Genomic DNA, 14,865 nt, shown 5'->3' with positions numbered 1-14,865 from the left:
GTCCTGGTGACTGAAGTATTGCTGTACGCACTGGGCATCCTGATTGTGTTGATCGGGCTTGCCGTGTCCATTGGCCTGCACGAAGTTGGCCATCTTGTGCCAGCAAAGCTGTTTGGTGTGAAGGTCACGCAATACATGATCGGCTTCGGTAAGACGATTTGGTCAAGACGCAAGGGCGAGACCGAGTACGGCGTGAAGATGATTCCGCTCGGTGGCTACATCGCTATGACGGGCATGTTCCCTCCTGCCCACCCGGGCGAAAAGGCTCGAGATGCAAGCACTGGTTTTTTCGACAGCATGGTGCAAGACGCGCGCGAGGCTTCGGCTGAAACTATCGATGATGATGAGGATCACCGAACCTTCTACCGCTTGCCGGTCTGGAAAAAGATCATCATCATGATCGGTGGCCCGTTCATGAACTTGGTGCTCGCTTTCGTCTTTTTTGGCATTGTGCTCACCGGAATCGGCTTGCCTCAGTACAGCACAACTCTCGGCTACGTCAGCCAGTGTGTGAAAACGGCTTCCAGCACCACGCAAGAGTGCACCACCGAAGATCAGGCTGCGCCTGCCGCGGCAGCTGGACTGCAGCCTGGTGACCGGATTCTCACTGTGAATAACACCGAAATCACCTCGTGGGAGCAGATTCGCGATTTGGTGAGTGCCTCGCCTGACAAGGCCCTCACTGTGAGTTATGAGCGCGACGGCAGCACTGATCGCACCACTGTTACTCCGGTAGCTACTGAACGCTGGGTTGTCGATGAAAAGGGCGAGCAGGTGCTCGACGACAATGGTGAGCCAACAACGGTGACAGTTGGCATGATCGGAGTGAACCCGACTTCTGAGATCGTGCAGCAGCCAATCAGTGAGGTTCCGGCGTTTGTCGGCAACAACATTGCGCAGGTGGCCCAGGTAATTATCGGATTGCCCCAGCGAATGGTCGACATTTGGCAAGCCGCATTCGGCACCGAAGAACGTGACCCGAACGGGCCTATCGGTGTCGTCGGGGTGGGCCGCCTCGCTGGTGAGATTGTCAGTATGGATGAGGCGCCCATCACTGCTCGGGCGCAGATGATCTTGTCGCTTCTTGGCTCTTTGAATGTTGCGCTTTTTGTCTTCAACCTCGTGCCACTGATGCCACTTGATGGCGGGCACGTTGCGGGCGCGATTTATGAGGGTATTAAGCGTCGCCTGTTCAAGCTCTTTGGTAAGAAGGATCCGGGCCCGGTAGACACAGCCAAAATGGTACCGATCACCTTTGCCGTGGTTATCATCTTGGGCTCGATGAGTCTGCTGCTGGTGTACGCAGACATTGTGAAGCCAGTCTCGCTCTTTGGTTAGCTAGTCGGCCGCCCTGCGGTTAAGTCGGCCGCCGAATGGCCAACTAGGTGGCCGCCGAGTGCCGTGGTGCTGATCTGAGCGAAGCGAACCCGCCTAGTTCGTTGGCGCAGGAGGCAACCCCAGGAACGTCTCAAGATTCAATTCGTCTTGGTCGTGCATGGCGGTTGCAATCTCAACACCAACGTATCGAAAATGCCAAGGCTCGTACGTGTAGCCCACAATTGCCTGCTCGCCATCGTGGTATCGCAGAATGTAGCCAAACTGGTAGGCGTTGTCGCGCAACCAGATGCCTGTCGCGGTCTCGCCGAAGCAGGCCGATAGTTGGCAGCCTTCGGCTCCAAAAAGATCAACCGCGAGCCCAGTTTGATGCTCAGAATGACTTGGCCGAGCAGTATCTTGGTCGGCGAATTCGACGCCACCTTGCGCTACGAGACCATCGTAAATGTCTTTCTGCAGCCAGTAGTCACGGTATCCGCTTGTGATGGTGAACGGCACTCCAGCATCGCTTGCCGCTTGATACATCTGCTGCAGCGCAGCCGATGCCTCAGCCCGCAGCGGGTGGCCCCACACATTAGGGATGCCCTCGGGGGTCACCAAATCATCGGGTGCCCAGTCGATGGGATTGAGTGAGCGCTGCTTGTTCACTACCACCGAGATCGAAGAAGGAGTATCGACGTCGTACACCGGGGGAGCCGGCTCAATCACCGGTTCGGGTGTTGGGGTCGGTTCTGGGGTCGGTGTTGGTTTGGGTTTGGGTTTCGCGGGAGCGATTTCTGGGGCAGGTTGATTCGAAACTGCCCATACTGTCGCTCCACCGCCGAGCAATGCCACAATCACTCCCGCAGCCACCCCGATGGTGATCTTGCGTTTGCGTTTGCGATCACGGATTGCGCGGTTCTCGCGTCTTCCCGGAAATACTTCTTGCTCGCTCATTGACACCATTTTGCCACGTCAGTATGTGTGCCGTTCGAAGTGAATCAACACACTCGGCAGAGCTTGAGCCTCGCGGTCTAGTCTTGAAGTGTGCATGATCCAAAAGACACCGCCGCTCACCGAGAAGCCGTTGCCGCCCTGTTGAGCGAAACGGGTGTTACCAAACAACGAAATCTTGTTTCACGCATTGTCGATTCGGGTCTTGGCCTTGGACTTGATGAAACGAGTCGACTGAATCTGAAGATTTCAGCGGCAGCTCTCGAAGAGATGCGTGCTGCATTTCGGTTGTTTGCCCCGTTCGCTCATGTGCCGAAGGTCACCATTTTCGGTTCTGCCCGCACAAAAATCGAGGATCCGCTGTACTCGCAAGCGCATGACGTTTCTCGCGATCTTGCCGAGCAGGGCTGGATCGTGGTCACGGGAGCGGGCCCCGGCATTATGGATGCCGCAACTCAGGGCGCAGGTGCAGAACGTTCTCTTGGCGTCTCGATTGTGTTGCCGTTCGAAGAGCAACCGAATCATGAGATCGCGGGCAACGACCGTCTCGTTTCGATGAAGTACTTCTTCACTCGAAAGTTGATGCTTGTCAAAGAGTCTCAGGGATTCATCTGTCTGCCTGGTGGTTACGGCACGATGGATGAGGTCTTTGAACTGCTCACGCTGCAGCAGACCGGCAAGATGGTGCCGGTGCCGATTGTGCTGCTTGACCGACCAGACGGCACCTTCTGGCGCGGCTTTGAGCGTTTTGTGAGTGAACACCTAGAATTTGGCGGCATGATCAGCAAGGGTGACCTTGATCGTGTGCTGATTACCGAGTCCGTGACCGAAGCTGCGGCCGAGATTACTGGTTTTTGGCGCAACTACGATTCGCTACGTTGGATCGGCGACGAAGTCGTGCTGCGCCTCACCGCGGAGCCGAGTGACGGCGAAATAGCGCAGTTGAACGAGCAATTTGCTCATCTGCTTGAAAGCGGAAGTATTTCGCGCTGCGAGCCTTACCGTGAGGAAATTGCTGATCAGGATCGCCTGGAACTACCGCGCATTGTGTTCACCCCGAAGCGGCGTGCAACTGGCGAACTTTTCCGCGTGATTCGTGCTCTGAACGAATTGCCTTCAGCTCCAGCAGAAAAAAGCCCACCGATCGCCGACTGATCCCGGCTATTTGCCCTCACCCACATAGTCTGCGAGGTGCTGCCCGGTGAGTGTGCTGCCATCTGCGATCAGTGCGCTCGGTGTTCCTTCAAAGACCACCTTTCCGCCTTGCTGGCCAGCGCCGGGGCCAATGTCTACGATCCAGTCGGCATGCGCCATGACCGCCTGATGATGCTCGATCACAAGCACGCTCTTGCCAGCGTCAACCAGTCGATCGAGCAGCGCCAGTAGATTCTCGACGTCAGCAAGATGCAGGCCGGTGGTTGGCTCGTCGAGCACGTATACTTCAGCGTCTTCAATCATGTGAATCGCAAGCTTGAGTCTTTGTCGTTCGCCACCAGAAAGGGTTGAGAGCGGCTGGCCCAGCGTCAGGTAGCCAAGGCCAACATCTACGAGACGCTCAAGAATTTTGGCGGCCTTGGGCACCTTGGTTGCCACATCGTTGGCGCCGGAGAAGAACTCTTTCGCTTCAGCCATAGAGAGGTCGAGCACCTCGGCAATGTTTTTGTCGCCCAGTTTGTACTCAAGCACAGCCGCGTCGAAGCGCTTTCCCTCGCAGACCTCGCAGATGCTCTCCATTGTTGCCATCATGCCGAGGTCGGTGTAGATCACGCCAGCGCCCTTGCACTCAGGGCAAGCTCCCTCTGAGTTTGCGCTAAATAGCGCAGGTTTCACCCCATTCGCTTTCGCGAACGCGGTGCGCACGGGATCGAGCAGACCAGTGTAGGTGGCCGGGTTTGAACGACGCGAACCCTTGATCGCACCCTGGTCCACTGCAACGACGCCGTCGCGCTTGGCAACGTAGCCGTGAATCAGTGAACTCTTGCCTGAGCCCGCGACGCCGGTGATGACGCAGAGCACGCCGAGTGGAAGGTCAACATCAACGCTGTCGAGGTTGTGCAGTGTTGCCCCGCGCACTTCGATCGCACCGGTGGATTCGCGCACCTCGGTTTTGAGCTGTGCCCGATCGTCGAGATGGCGCCCAGTGAGGGTATCGGCAGCACGCAACTCTTCGACTGTGCCTTCAAAGCAGATTTCGCCACCCTTTGTGCCGGCAGCGGGGCCGAGGTCAATAACGTGATCTGCAATTGCGATCATCTCTGGTTTGTGTTCGACAACAAGCACCGTGTTGCCCTTGTCGCGCAGCTTGAGCAATAGTTGATTCATGCGCTGAATATCGTGCGGGTGCAACCCAATTGACGGTTCATCAAACACATAGGTCGCGTCGGTAATAGGTGAACCCAGGTGACGAATCATCTTGGTGCGCTGTGACTCACCTCCCGAAAGCGTGCCGGTTGGACGATCGAGCGAGAGATAACCGAGCCCGATCTGTACAAAGGATTCGAGGGTGTCGGAGAGCTTTGTGATCAGTGGTGCCATTCCGGAATCACTGATTGTGTTCACCCACTCGGCCACATCGGAAATCTGCATGGCGCACACATCGGCGATCGAAAGCTCGCCGATCTTTGATGAGCGTGCTGTTTCATTGAGTCGGGTGCCCGCACAGTCGGGGCAGGTGTGAAACACGATCGCGCGATCAACAAACGCGCGAATGTGCGATTGCATTGCTTCCCGATCTTTCGAGAGCATCGATTTTTGAATTCGCGGGATCAAACCCTCATAGGTGAGATTGACACCCTCTACTTTGACTTTTGTTGGCTCTTTGTAAAGCAGGTTGTCGAGCTCGCGTTTGCTGTAGTCGCGGATCTTTTTGTCCATGTCAAAAAGATCATCGAAGATGCGGCCCCACCAACCCTCCATGCTGTAACCGGGAACCTTAAGCGCGCCCTCGCGCAGTGACTTGTCTGCATCATAAAGTTCGTCGAAGTCAAAGTCGCTGACCGATCCGCGCCCCTCGCAACGTGCGCACATGCCGCCAAGAATCTCGAAGCTTCGCCGTTCTTTTACTTGCCTGCCGCCTTTTTCGATGGTGACAGCGCCGGCCCCGCTCACCGAGGCGACATTAAATGAGAACGCATTTGGCGAGCCAATCTGCGGCGAGCCAAGGCGCGAATAAAGAATGCGCAGCATGGCGTTTACGTCGGTTGCGGTGCCAACAGTTGAGCGGGGGTTGGCGCCCATGCGCTCCTGGTCAACTGTGATGGCGGTAGTGAGGCCCTCAAGCACGTCGACATCCGGTCGTGATTGCGAGGGCATGAAACCCTGCACAAATGCGCTGTAGGTCTCGTTGATGAGTCGCTGCGATTCGGCAGCGATGGTGCCGAACACAAGCGAGCTCTTTCCGGAGCCAGACACACCCGTAAACGCGGTAAGCCTTCGCTTTGGGATCTCGACACTGACGTTCTTGAGGTTGTTCTCGCGAGCGCCAGAGACGCGAATGCGATCGTGCGAGTCTGCTGGGTGAGTGTGTGCTGGCATGCAAAAAGAGTACTGCGAGCCACCGACATTTGGATACGTCCAAATCTGGCCGGCACCAAGCCTGCGCCGATAGCCTTAACTCATGGGCACGACCGCACTTCGCCTCAGCGTCAAGCCGTGGCACACCATCGCCGCAAGCCTCACCGTGCTCGCTGCTCCCGCGTTTTTTGTGTTCGAAGACCTGGTCTCTGGTTTTGTCTTGCTGACCCTCGGAATGGCCGCAGCCTACAAAGCAGACCGCGGTGGTTGCGACCCCAACCGGCGCTTTCTCGGCAGGGGAGCGCCATCGCTGCTGCGCGACCTTTCGCTGATCGCGATTGGCTTGCTGATAGTGCGCACCATCTCGCTTGCAGCCGAACTCGGCAATATTGCCATGCTGAAGTTCACCCTGGCGCTTGGCGGGGCGGTCCTCGTGCCCTATCTGGTGTCTAGATTTATCTACCAGGATCGCGCAACCGGTTTTCCGTGGCGCGCCGGGCAGCGCTGGGGCAAACTCCATTGGGGGTGGCTCGCGGCCGTGCTCGTGCTTGGCTGGCTGATCTTGCCGTTCTATTTCATCGGCTCAGGGGTGTACCAAAACTGGCCCGTGGTAGACAGCCCAGAACTGATCGTCAGGTTGTTTGTCGGTGTTGGCGCGGTGGGCATTTGGGACGAGCTCTTCTTCATCTGCACCGTTTTCGCTGTGCTGCTGCGGCATTTTCCGGCCTGGCTGGCGAATGTTCTGCAGGCGGTAGTGTTCGTCTCGTTCCTGTGGGAGCTTGGCTATCGCGCTTGGGGGCCGTTGCTGACGATTCCTTTTGCGCTCGTACAGGGTGTGATCTTTTTGCGCACCAAGTCACTCGGATACGTGGTGACAGTGCACCTGCTCTTTGACGCGGTGGTCTTCGCGGTGCTTGTGCACGCGCATAATCCGACCCTGTTTCAGATCTTCCCAACTGCGCCATGAACTCTGCGCCAATGCGCGGGGGCGATGAACTATTTGGACGCTGGGCGATCCACCGCGTGAGCTGAAAACCCGTGGTCCGAGCAGCTAGTTTTTCGGCAGCAATCTTGCGAGGCGGCGCACAGCGAATTCATACCCTTGAATCCCAGCCCCAACAATGACGCACTCGGCAACCGCAGAAATGTAGCTGTGGTGGCGGAACTCTTCGCGGGCATGCACATTTGACAGGTGCACCTCTGCGACCGGCAGATCGACCCCGGTGAGCGCATCGCGCAACGCGATCGAAGTGTGTGTGAAGGCGCCGGGATTGATGATGATTGCAGCGCAGTCTTCGCGAGCGGCGTGGATCGCGTCGATCAGCACTCCCTCGTGGTTGGACTGTACCGCTCGCACCTCGAAGCCGAAGTCAGCGGCGGTGCTCTGCACCAGATCGATGACGTCTTCGAGGGTGTCGGTGCCGTAGGTGGCAGGCTCGCGCGTGCCGAGAAGGTTGAGGTTCGGCCCGTTCACCAGCAGCATGCGTTGCGTCATGAGGCAATCGTACCTGCCAACAGCTCTTTCTTGAGTGGATACCTTGTTCGTAAATAGATAGTTGGAAACACGGAACGACGTATCCACTCGGCGACAAGGTATCCACTCGCGCCCGCGGGGCACGCAGGCGGCTCGCACAAATGGAGCACGTAGGCGGCACACACAGACGGAGCACCTAGCGGAACCCGAGGGCTCGCAGATCGCTTAGGCTTAGTAGATGCCTGAAATGCCCGCCCAGCCGCTCCCAGACAAGAGTTCAGACCCCCGCACCTTCCGCGACCACCCGGTTTCATTCGTACGCCGAAGCGGACGCATGACACCTTCACAAGATCGTGCCTGGGAAGACCTTGGCCCACGCTTTTTGCTTGAGCTGCCGCGCGGACATGCCGCGACGAGTGTCGCCGATGAGGTGCGAGTCGACCCGGCAGAGGTGTTTGGCCGCGTCGCGCCACTCACCGTTGAGGTCGGTTCGGGCCAGGGACACGCGATTGTGCACGCTGCCGAGGCTCACCCTGAACGCAACTTTCTCGCGATCGAAGTGTTCCGGGCGGGGCTTGCGCGCACCATGATTCGTGCCGAGTGGGCCGCGGCCGACAACCTCAAAATGGTTGAGGCGAACGCCCCGGAGGTGCTCGAGCAGGCATTGCCAGAGGGTTCGGTTGACGAACTTTGGGTGTTTTTCCCAGACCCCTGGGCGAAAGAGCGTCACAAGAAGCGCCGCCTTGTTGCACCGAAGTTTTTGAAGATCGCGGCACGTGCATTACGTCCTGGCGGCGTGCTGCGCCTCGCGACCGACTGGGAAGACTATGCCGAGCAAATGCGCGAGGTCTGCGATTCGGCGCCTGATTTCAGCCGCGATTTCGAGGGTGACTGGGCGCCGCGTTTCGAGGGCCGGGTGCTGACGGCGTTTGAACAAAAGGGCATCAATAAGGGTCGCGATATTCGCGATTTGAGCTACCGCCGCGCGTAACTGCTGCGTGTACCGTCGCGCGTAACTGCTGCGTGTACCGTCGCGCGTAGACACCGCTCTGAACCGCTGGCTCGTGACCGAGCAGCACAGCCGCTATTCCCGAGCGTCAGTGAAACGATGCTCGTGGGCGAGCAGCCTCTCCTTGATGTCGGTGCCGAATAGGTAACCGCCAAAACCACCGTCGCTTCGCACGATGCGGTGGCACGGCACTACCAACGCGACCAGGTTGGTGGCGCAGCCCGACGCGGCGGCGCGAATAGCTCGTGGACGCCCAGCCATTTCGGCGAGCACCGAATAGGTGACTGCTTTGCCCGGCTCGACGAGGCGCAACGTCTGCCACACTTCGTTGCGAAACGGTGGGCCTGGCTGTCGCACGGGCAGATGATCGATTGCGGCTGTGTCACCAGCAGCGTAGGCGCGTAGCGCTTCAGCAGTCGCACCGCTTTCTAGCGGCTGATCATTTACCCCGCGGGCTGCCGTCACTGGGTCGAGTTTCGCGAGTCTGGTTAGGAGCGAGGCTGCTTCGGGGTCGCCCGGGGTTTCGAAGCCGGCAGCGAGGATCGCCCCGTCTGTGGGATCTACTAGCGCGTGGAAGGGCGATCCAACGATTTCTACGATGACTCGGCTGAGCGGTGCTGGTGAGCTGTGAGTGGTCATGAGTGTGACTGCTTTCTGAGATGTGAGCTATTTAGCGAGCTTGCCGCTCTGCTTGAGCCGCGAGAAAATCTGCCCAAAGATGCTGGGTCGCGTAGCCGCGATAGGGTCGCCAGCCTTCTGCCGCGAGAGTGGTCTCGCGTTCGGTTTTCGTACCGAGTGCCTTTTTTAGGATCAGGTCTCCTGCTGGGTAAGCGTCTGGATCGCCGAGCGCGCGCATCGCGATGAGTTCGACACTCCACGGTCCAATGCCGCGTATTGCGAGCAGTTCGCGGCGAGCCAGTTCGCGGTCGCCGCCGTGCCCGAGATTGAGGCCCTCGCTAAGTGCCGCTGCTACCGCGCGCAGAGTGTTGGCCCGAGCCTCAGTCAACCCGATCTTTTCGCGTAATTGGACGATTGGGGTCTTTGCGACAGCGAGCACATCGGGTGCGGCGACAAAACCCTCTGCGGCAACCGGGTTTTCCGAGGCAAATAGCGATGCAAGCCGGCCCTGCAGGGTGCGTGCCGCGGCGAGCGATACCTGCTGTCCAAGTACGGTGCCGAGCGCAAATTCTTGCGGGTTTCTGGTGCCGGGCAGGCGCAGCCCCGGTCTGGCTGCGATCATCTGTGCGAGCAGCGGGTCGTTTCCCAGGGTTTCTGAGATTTGCGTTGGATCGGCATCTAGGTCGAGCATGCGTCTGATCGAGGCGATCGCAGGCATGGTGTCGCTCAATCCTGGTAGGGCCAGTTGCAGCGGAATCAGCACGTGGCCTCGGTGTTCGTGGGTGGCCGACCAGTCGATGCGCGCTACGGCGGTGCCGCCTGGCACATCGACGGCGTGAGCGCTGTGCGTGCCGCTGATCTGGTCGCGACCCGGGATCGCGTGTGCGCTTAAGAATGCGCGAATACCGGCCACATCAAATGGTGCACGGGTGCGTAATTGCAGGGTGAGCGATGGGCGTTCGTCTGAGCTCGGTCCGCCGGTGGGGGAGAGTGATCCGCCTTGGGTGCTTTCCTTAGCCGTCTTGTCAGCGTGTCTTGGTAGGGCTGAGGGGGTTACTCCGAATTCTTCGCGCATGGTGTCGCCAAACTGACGTAGGCTGCCAAAACCTGCGGCAAAGGCGATGTCTGAAAGTGGCAGGGTTGTCTGCTCGATGAGCGTGCGGGCTGCGTGTGCGCGTCTTGATCTTGCCAATTGCAGCGGGCTCGCCCCAACTTCGTCGACGAGCACACGGTGTAGGTGGCGCTCGCTCACGGCGAGTTCGTGGGCGAGGCCGCCGACCCCGGCCGAGTCGATCGCACCGTCTCGAATTCGGCGTACTGCTCTGGCGGCTAGGTCTTCTCGTATGTCCCAGTCTCGGGTGCCTGGCATGGCTTCGGGGCGGCAGCGTTTGCATGCTCGGAATCCGGCGGCAACGCAGGCAGCGGCGCTTGCGAAGAATCGGCAGTTCGCAGCTGCGGGTTTGCGTGCTGGGCAGGAGGGGCGGCAGTAGATTCCGGTGCTGGTGACGCCCAGGTAGACGCGGCCATCCCAGCGGGTGTCTCTGCCAGAGATCGCGCGATAGCAGGCGTCGAAGTCGAGCGGCAGTTGTGCCGGGTGTGGGATCTGGCTGGTCATGCCTTAATTTTGACGCAGCCGAGCCGCACGCGCACGCGGTTTTCGGACATTGCGGTGGCTAGGCCAGTATCCCGGAAGAGCCCAATTAGGCGAGGTGGATCGCTTTGCGCAAGTCAGTTGCCAGAGTGCGTGGGCCAGCGATCAGCAGGGCTTCGCCGGGCAGCGTGTTTTCGTCACGGCCGAGAATTGTTGCGCCTGACTCGCGGGCAATGAGTACTCCGGCGGCATAGTCCCAAGGCTGTAGGCCGCGTTCGTAATACGCATCGATTCGACCGGCTGCGAGATTGCAGAGGTCTGCTGCTGCCGCTCCGAGCCGGCGAATATCTCGCACTTGCGGCAGCACATGGCGCAAGATCTCTGCTTGTTCTGCGCGGCGCTCTGCAGTGTAGCCAAAGCCTGTGGCGATGAGTGACAGCGCAAGTTCGGGGGACTCTTGCAAGCGCAGGGTGCGCCCGTTTAGCCGAGCGCCACCACCTTCTGAGGCTTCAAACAGTTCGTCGAGGGTCGGCACGTACACTGCGCCGGCGACGGCGCGACGACCGTCGGACATGGTGCCGGCTGCACCGTCTTCGACGGTCGCTGCGATACTCACCGCGTAACCGGGCAGATCGTAAAGGTAGTTCACTGTGCCATCGATCGGGTCGACCACCCAGGTGATACCTGTGCTGCCTTCGACGCTGGCGCCTTCTTCGCCCAAAATGCCATCGTTTGGCCGGGCTTTTCGCAGTGCGGCGGTGATCAATCTTTCGGCCTCGCCGTCGGCGGCGGTCACTACATCGGCCAGGCTCGACTTGGTGTTCGCGATTTCGACGCCTTGCGCGCGCATTTCGCGAATCGTATGCCCTACTCTGCTTGCGATACTCGCTGCGATTTCGGCGAGTGCTGGGAATTCGGCTGAATCGATCTGCGTCATAGCTCCGAGCCTACGTGCTTCGCGTGCGCAATAAAGATCGTCTACCCTCAAACTTATGGAGGTTAACAAAGCGCGTGCATTTCTTGCTGTCGCGGAAGAACTGCACTTTGGCAGGGCTGCTGCTCGTTTGCATATCGCGCAGCCTCCACTGAGTCGCATGATCCGAGGCATTGAAGAAGAACTCGATGCCGAGCTTTTTGTGCGGACGCCGCGCAAGGTTTCGCTTACCCCGGTGGGTGAGGCGCTGGTTGAACCGGCACGTGAGCTCGTGATGCAGTCCGAGCGTATGGTGCAGCTCGTGCGCCGCGTGCAGCGTGGTGAGACAGGTCAGATTCGCCTAGGTTTTTCTGGTGCTTCGGTCAATTCGGTGGTTGGCGAATTGGCTCGGCGGGTGCGTGAGGAGCGGCCAGATCTTGCGATTGCGCTGCAGGGTTCCTTGCTTTCGCACCCGGGCTTGGAGCGCATGCTTTCGGGTTCGCTCGATGCGGTTGTTGGCCGGTGGGATGTGCTGCCGCCAGAGGTTGATTCGCGAGTGATTGCTCGTGAAGAACTTGTTGTTGCCCTTCCGGTGAATCATCGCCTTACCGAAAAGACGGCGCTCTCGGCAGAGGATCTTGCGGGGGAGCCGTGGATCACATTGCCGGGTGGCGGCGGAGCAACTCTTTCGCGTCGTCTGCAGGAGCTTGCGGGTCGCGGCAGGTTTTATCCTCGTGTGGTGGAGACCGCGGCAGATTCGGCTACTCAGCTGTTGATGGTTGATGCGGGTATCGGTGTGGCTCTCACTTTTTCTGGGGTGCGCGAGAATGTGCCGGTGCACTCGGTGGCATTTCGGCCAATTGAGCCAACGCTTGGCGAGGTGGAGGTGCGTCTTGCCTGGCGTCGCAATGATGTCTCGCCCGCGCTTGCTGCACTGATTTCAATTGCCGAGGGTTATGTCTCTCAGTCGGCTGGCTAGCTGTAGCACAGCGGCGCCGTGCTTGCGTGCCTGTTGATCCAGCGTCAAAAACACGCAATACCCAAAAGGTATTGCTGAGGATCATGTTTGGTACTTCCAATCATGATTGAAACCCGCAAGACTTATGCACATGGTTCTTCCACTTGACGGCATTCTCGTAGCGGATTTCAGCCGCGTGCTCGCGGGGCCCTACGCCACCACGATGCTCGCCGATCTCGGCGCGCGAGTGGTGAAAGTGGAACGTACCGGGCCTGGCGATGACACCCGCTCGTGGGGTCCGCCATGGACCAGCAATAGTGCCGCCTACTTTGAAAGCGCAAACCGCAACAAAGAGTCCGTCACGCTGGATCTGAGCAATCCTGACGACCAGGTGCTCGCTCGCGAGCTTGCTGCCCGTGCCGATGTGTTTGTGGAGAATTTCCGGCCGGGCGCACTCGCGAAGTTTGGACTTGACTTTGAGAGTGTGCACGCGGCAAATCCGCGCGCGGTGTACTGCTCCATTAGCGGCTTTGGCAGTGGCGGCGGCGCGCACCTGCCAGGCTACGACTTTTTGGTGCAAGCCGTCGGTGGGCTGATGTCAATTACCGGCGACTCGGACTCCGACGGCGGCACCCCGATGAAATCGGGTGTTGCGCTCGTTGATGTGCTCACCGGCAAAGACGCAACAGTCGGTATTCTTGCGGCGCTGCACGCCCGCAACAGCACCGGCAAAGGTCAGCACGTTGAAGTCAACCTGCTCTCAAGCCTGCTCGCCTCGCTCGTGAACCAGGCCTCAAGCTACCTCTCAACGGGCAATGCGCCGGGACGACTCGGCAACGCGCACCCCTCCATTGCGCCTTACGAACTGCTGCCAGCGGCAGACGAGCCGTTCGCGATCGCCTGCGGCAATGACGGTCAGTTTAGAAAACTTGCGATTGTGCTCGGCAACGAGAGCCTCGCCGACGATGAACGATTCGCGACCAACTCTGCCCGCGTACAGCACCGCCCAGCCCTCGTTTCGGCGCTCGGTGAATTGCTAGCAAAAGACACCGCCACCTCTTGGGTGAAACAACTGCTTGCGGTTGGCGTACCCGCGGGTAACGTTGGCAGCATCGCAGACGGATTTGCCCTCGCAACTGAACTGGGCCTTGAGCCACTCGTTGAAGTGGGCGAAGGGCGACCGGCGCAGGTGCGCAACCCAATTACTTACTCAGACACACCAATCACTCGATATCAGGCACCACCAAGCCTTGGCGAACACAGCCAGGGTGTGCGTGAATGGCTTCAACAGGAGGAACAATGAGCCACTTCGATCCGACCAAGCTGCCGGCCCTCGACCCCACCGATCCGGCTGGTCTCGACGATCTGCTCACCGAAGACGAAAAGGCCATTCGTGGCGCTGTTCGTCAGACCCTCGACAGCATTGCTGAGCCATACATTGCTGAGTGGTTCGAGAATGGTGAGATTCCAAACATTCGCGAACTGACCAAGGAACTCGGCTCGCTCGGAGTGCTCGGTATGCACCTCGAAGGCTACGGTTGCGCGGGCATGAGCGCCACCGAATACGGCATCGCTTGCCTCGAAATCGAAGCGACCGACTCCGGTCTGCGCTCGCTCGTTTCGGTGCAGGGCTCGCTCGCAATGTTCGCGATCTGGCGCTGGGGTTCGGAAGACCAGAAGAACGAATGGCTGCCTCGCATGGCCGCGGGCGAAGCTATCGGCTGCTTCGGTCTGACTGAGCCTGACGTTGGATCGGATCCAGGCAGCATGCAGACCCGCGCTCGTCGCGACGGATCTGACTGGATTCTGGACGGCCGCAAGATGTGGATCTCGAACGCGCCATACGCAGACGTTGCAGTTGTTTGGGCACAGACCGACGAGGGCATTCGCGGCTTCGTAGTGCCAACCAACACGCCAGGCTTCTCAGCACCAGAGATCAAGCACAAACTGTCACTGCGCGCATCAGCGACCGGTGAGCTCGTGCTCGACGGTGTTCGCCTGCCAGAATCGGCAATGCTGCCAGAAGCTCGCGGACTCAAAGGCCCACTCTCATGCCTGAACGAAGCACGCTTCGGCATCGTCTGGGGTGCGCTCGGTGCGGCTCGTTCAAGCCTCGAAGCCGCGCGTCGCTACTCGATGGACCGCGTGCAGTTCGGCAAGCCAATCGGTGGCTTCCAGCTCACCCAGCAGAAGCTCGCTGACATGTCACTCGAGTACACCAAGGGTTACCTGCTCGCGATGCACCTCGGACGTCGCAAGGACGCCAACACTCTGCGCCCAGAACAGGTCAGCATCGGCAAGCTGAACAACGTGCGCGAAGCTATTGAGATCTGCCGCACTGCGCGCACGATCCTCGGCGCCAACGGTATCTCGCTTGAGTACCCAGTGATTCGCCACCAGAACAACCTGGAATCGGTACTGACCTACGAGGGCACCGTCGAAATGCACACCCTCGTGCTCGGCCAGGTCCTCACCGGCGAATCGGCATTCCGCTAAACCGGCGATAGAAGTTGCAACCCCG

General features: G+C 59.3%; 13 protein-coding genes. 7 read left to right on the top strand and 6 right to left on the bottom strand.

Annotated features, from left to right (window positions below; translation table 11 throughout):
* Positions 1 to 6: 6 nt before the first annotated feature.
* Entirely contained in the window at positions 7 to 1,338 is a 1,332-nt protein-coding gene (locus tag QBL02_RS01765; RefSeq protein WP_282724633.1) for a site-2 protease family protein, read from the top strand.
* A 93-nt stretch (positions 1,339 to 1,431) separates the two neighbouring features.
* On the opposite strand, the gene QBL02_RS01760 is transcribed toward QBL02_RS01765, so the two are convergent.
* Positions 1,432 to 2,271 carry a M15 family metallopeptidase gene (locus QBL02_RS01760; protein ID WP_282724632.1) on the bottom strand — a complete coding sequence of 280 codons (840 nt, stop codon included), beginning with the start codon at positions 2,269 to 2,271 and terminating at the stop codon, positions 1,432 to 1,434.
* Between the two features lie 90 nt (positions 2,272 to 2,361).
* On the opposite strand from QBL02_RS01760, the gene QBL02_RS01755 reads away from it, so the two are divergent.
* The gene (locus QBL02_RS01755) at positions 2,362 to 3,423 is read left to right on the top strand and encodes a TIGR00730 family Rossman fold protein (RefSeq protein ID WP_282724631.1); all 1,062 of its coding nucleotides are present in this window, start codon (positions 2,362 to 2,364) and stop codon (positions 3,421 to 3,423) included.
* Between the two features lie 6 nt (positions 3,424 to 3,429).
* Here QBL02_RS01755 and QBL02_RS01750 read toward each other — a convergent pair whose 3' ends face one another.
* The gene (locus tag QBL02_RS01750) at positions 3,430 to 5,802 is read right to left on the bottom strand and encodes an excinuclease ABC subunit UvrA (RefSeq protein ID WP_282724630.1); all 2,373 of its coding nucleotides are present in this window, start codon (positions 5,800 to 5,802) and stop codon (positions 3,430 to 3,432) included.
* A gap of 82 nt (positions 5,803 to 5,884) precedes the next feature.
* On the opposite strand from QBL02_RS01750, the gene QBL02_RS01745 reads away from it, so the two are divergent.
* Positions 5,885 to 6,748 (top strand): CPBP family intramembrane glutamic endopeptidase, encoded by an 864-nt coding sequence (locus QBL02_RS01745; RefSeq protein WP_282724629.1) that lies wholly within the window; start codon positions 5,885 to 5,887, stop codon positions 6,746 to 6,748.
* Positions 6,749 to 6,832: 84 nt separating this feature from the next.
* Here the strand turns inward: QBL02_RS01745 and aroQ are convergent, their stop codons facing one another.
* Entirely contained in the window at positions 6,833 to 7,276 is a 444-nt protein-coding gene (aroQ, locus tag QBL02_RS01740) for a type II 3-dehydroquinate dehydratase (RefSeq protein ID WP_282724628.1), read from the bottom strand.
* Positions 7,277 to 7,493: 217 nt separating this feature from the next.
* Here aroQ and trmB point away from each other — a divergent pair, with 217 nt between their 5' ends.
* Positions 7,494 to 8,246 (top strand): tRNA (guanosine(46)-N7)-methyltransferase TrmB, encoded by a 753-nt coding sequence (gene trmB / locus QBL02_RS01735; RefSeq protein ID WP_282724627.1) that lies wholly within the window; start codon positions 7,494 to 7,496, stop codon positions 8,244 to 8,246.
* 93 nt (positions 8,247 to 8,339) lie between these two features.
* Here the strand turns inward: trmB and QBL02_RS01730 are convergent, their stop codons facing one another.
* From QBL02_RS01730 to QBL02_RS01720, 3 genes are all read right to left on the bottom strand, one after another.
* Positions 8,340 to 8,903, bottom strand: coding sequence for a methylated-DNA--[protein]-cysteine S-methyltransferase (locus QBL02_RS01730; protein ID WP_282724626.1), 564 nt, complete (start codon positions 8,901 to 8,903; stop codon positions 8,340 to 8,342).
* Positions 8,904 to 8,934: 31 nt separating this feature from the next.
* Positions 8,935 to 10,497 carry an Ada metal-binding domain-containing protein gene (locus tag QBL02_RS01725; protein ID WP_282724625.1) on the bottom strand — a complete coding sequence of 521 codons (1,563 nt, stop codon included), beginning with the start codon at positions 10,495 to 10,497 and terminating at the stop codon, positions 8,935 to 8,937.
* Between the two features lie 85 nt (positions 10,498 to 10,582).
* Positions 10,583 to 11,410 (bottom strand): inositol monophosphatase family protein, encoded by an 828-nt coding sequence (locus QBL02_RS01720; RefSeq protein ID WP_282724624.1) that lies wholly within the window; start codon positions 11,408 to 11,410, stop codon positions 10,583 to 10,585.
* A gap of 55 nt (positions 11,411 to 11,465) precedes the next feature.
* Here QBL02_RS01720 and QBL02_RS01715 point away from each other — a divergent pair, with 55 nt between their 5' ends.
* From QBL02_RS01715 to QBL02_RS01705, 3 genes are all read left to right on the top strand, one after another.
* Positions 11,466 to 12,365 carry a LysR substrate-binding domain-containing protein gene (locus tag QBL02_RS01715; protein WP_282724623.1) on the top strand — a complete coding sequence of 300 codons (900 nt, stop codon included), beginning with the start codon at positions 11,466 to 11,468 and terminating at the stop codon, positions 12,363 to 12,365.
* Between the two features lie 130 nt (positions 12,366 to 12,495).
* The gene (locus QBL02_RS01710; RefSeq protein WP_349238625.1) at positions 12,496 to 13,647 is read left to right on the top strand and encodes a CoA transferase; all 1,152 of its coding nucleotides are present in this window, start codon (positions 12,496 to 12,498) and stop codon (positions 13,645 to 13,647) included.
* Positions 13,644 to 14,840, top strand: coding sequence for an acyl-CoA dehydrogenase family protein (locus QBL02_RS01705; protein ID WP_282724621.1), 1,197 nt, complete (start codon positions 13,644 to 13,646; stop codon positions 14,838 to 14,840). Before QBL02_RS01710 ends, QBL02_RS01705 begins: the two co-directional genes overlap by 4 nt.
* The last annotated feature ends 25 nt before the right edge of the window (positions 14,841 to 14,865 follow it).

The organism is Leucobacter sp. UT-8R-CII-1-4 (assembly GCF_030010235.1).
GTDB lineage: Bacteria > Actinomycetota > Actinomycetes > Actinomycetales > Microbacteriaceae > Leucobacter.
Note: the sequence above shows the minus strand (reverse complement) of the source record. Positions and strands in the feature narration are given on the sequence as shown.

Coding starts and splice junctions, on each gene's coding strand:
- QBL02_RS01725 (WP_282724625.1), bottom strand. CDS start 10,497: ATGACCAGCCAGATCCCACACCCGGCACAACTGCCGCTCGACTTCGAC.
- QBL02_RS01715 (WP_282724623.1), top strand. CDS start 11,466: ATGGAGGTTAACAAAGCGCGTGCATTTCTTGCTGTCGCGGAAGAACTG.
- QBL02_RS01705 (WP_282724621.1), top strand. CDS start 13,644: ATGAGCCACTTCGATCCGACCAAGCTGCCGGCCCTCGACCCCACCGAT.
- QBL02_RS01720 (WP_282724624.1), bottom strand. CDS start 11,410: ATGACGCAGATCGATTCAGCCGAATTCCCAGCACTCGCCGAAATCGCA.
- aroQ (WP_282724628.1), bottom strand. CDS start 7,276: ATGACGCAACGCATGCTGCTGGTGAACGGGCCGAACCTCAACCTTCTC.
- QBL02_RS01730 (WP_282724626.1), bottom strand. CDS start 8,903: ATGACCACTCACAGCTCACCAGCACCGCTCAGCCGAGTCATCGTAGAA.
- QBL02_RS01760 (WP_282724632.1), bottom strand. CDS start 2,271: ATGAGCGAGCAAGAAGTATTTCCGGGAAGACGCGAGAACCGCGCAATC.
- trmB (WP_282724627.1), top strand. CDS start 7,494: ATGCCTGAAATGCCCGCCCAGCCGCTCCCAGACAAGAGTTCAGACCCC.
- QBL02_RS01745 (WP_282724629.1), top strand. CDS start 5,885: ATGGGCACGACCGCACTTCGCCTCAGCGTCAAGCCGTGGCACACCATC.
- QBL02_RS01750 (WP_282724630.1), bottom strand. CDS start 5,802: ATGCCAGCACACACTCACCCAGCAGACTCGCACGATCGCATTCGCGTC.
- QBL02_RS01710 (WP_349238625.1), top strand. CDS start 12,496: ATGGTTCTTCCACTTGACGGCATTCTCGTAGCGGATTTCAGCCGCGTG.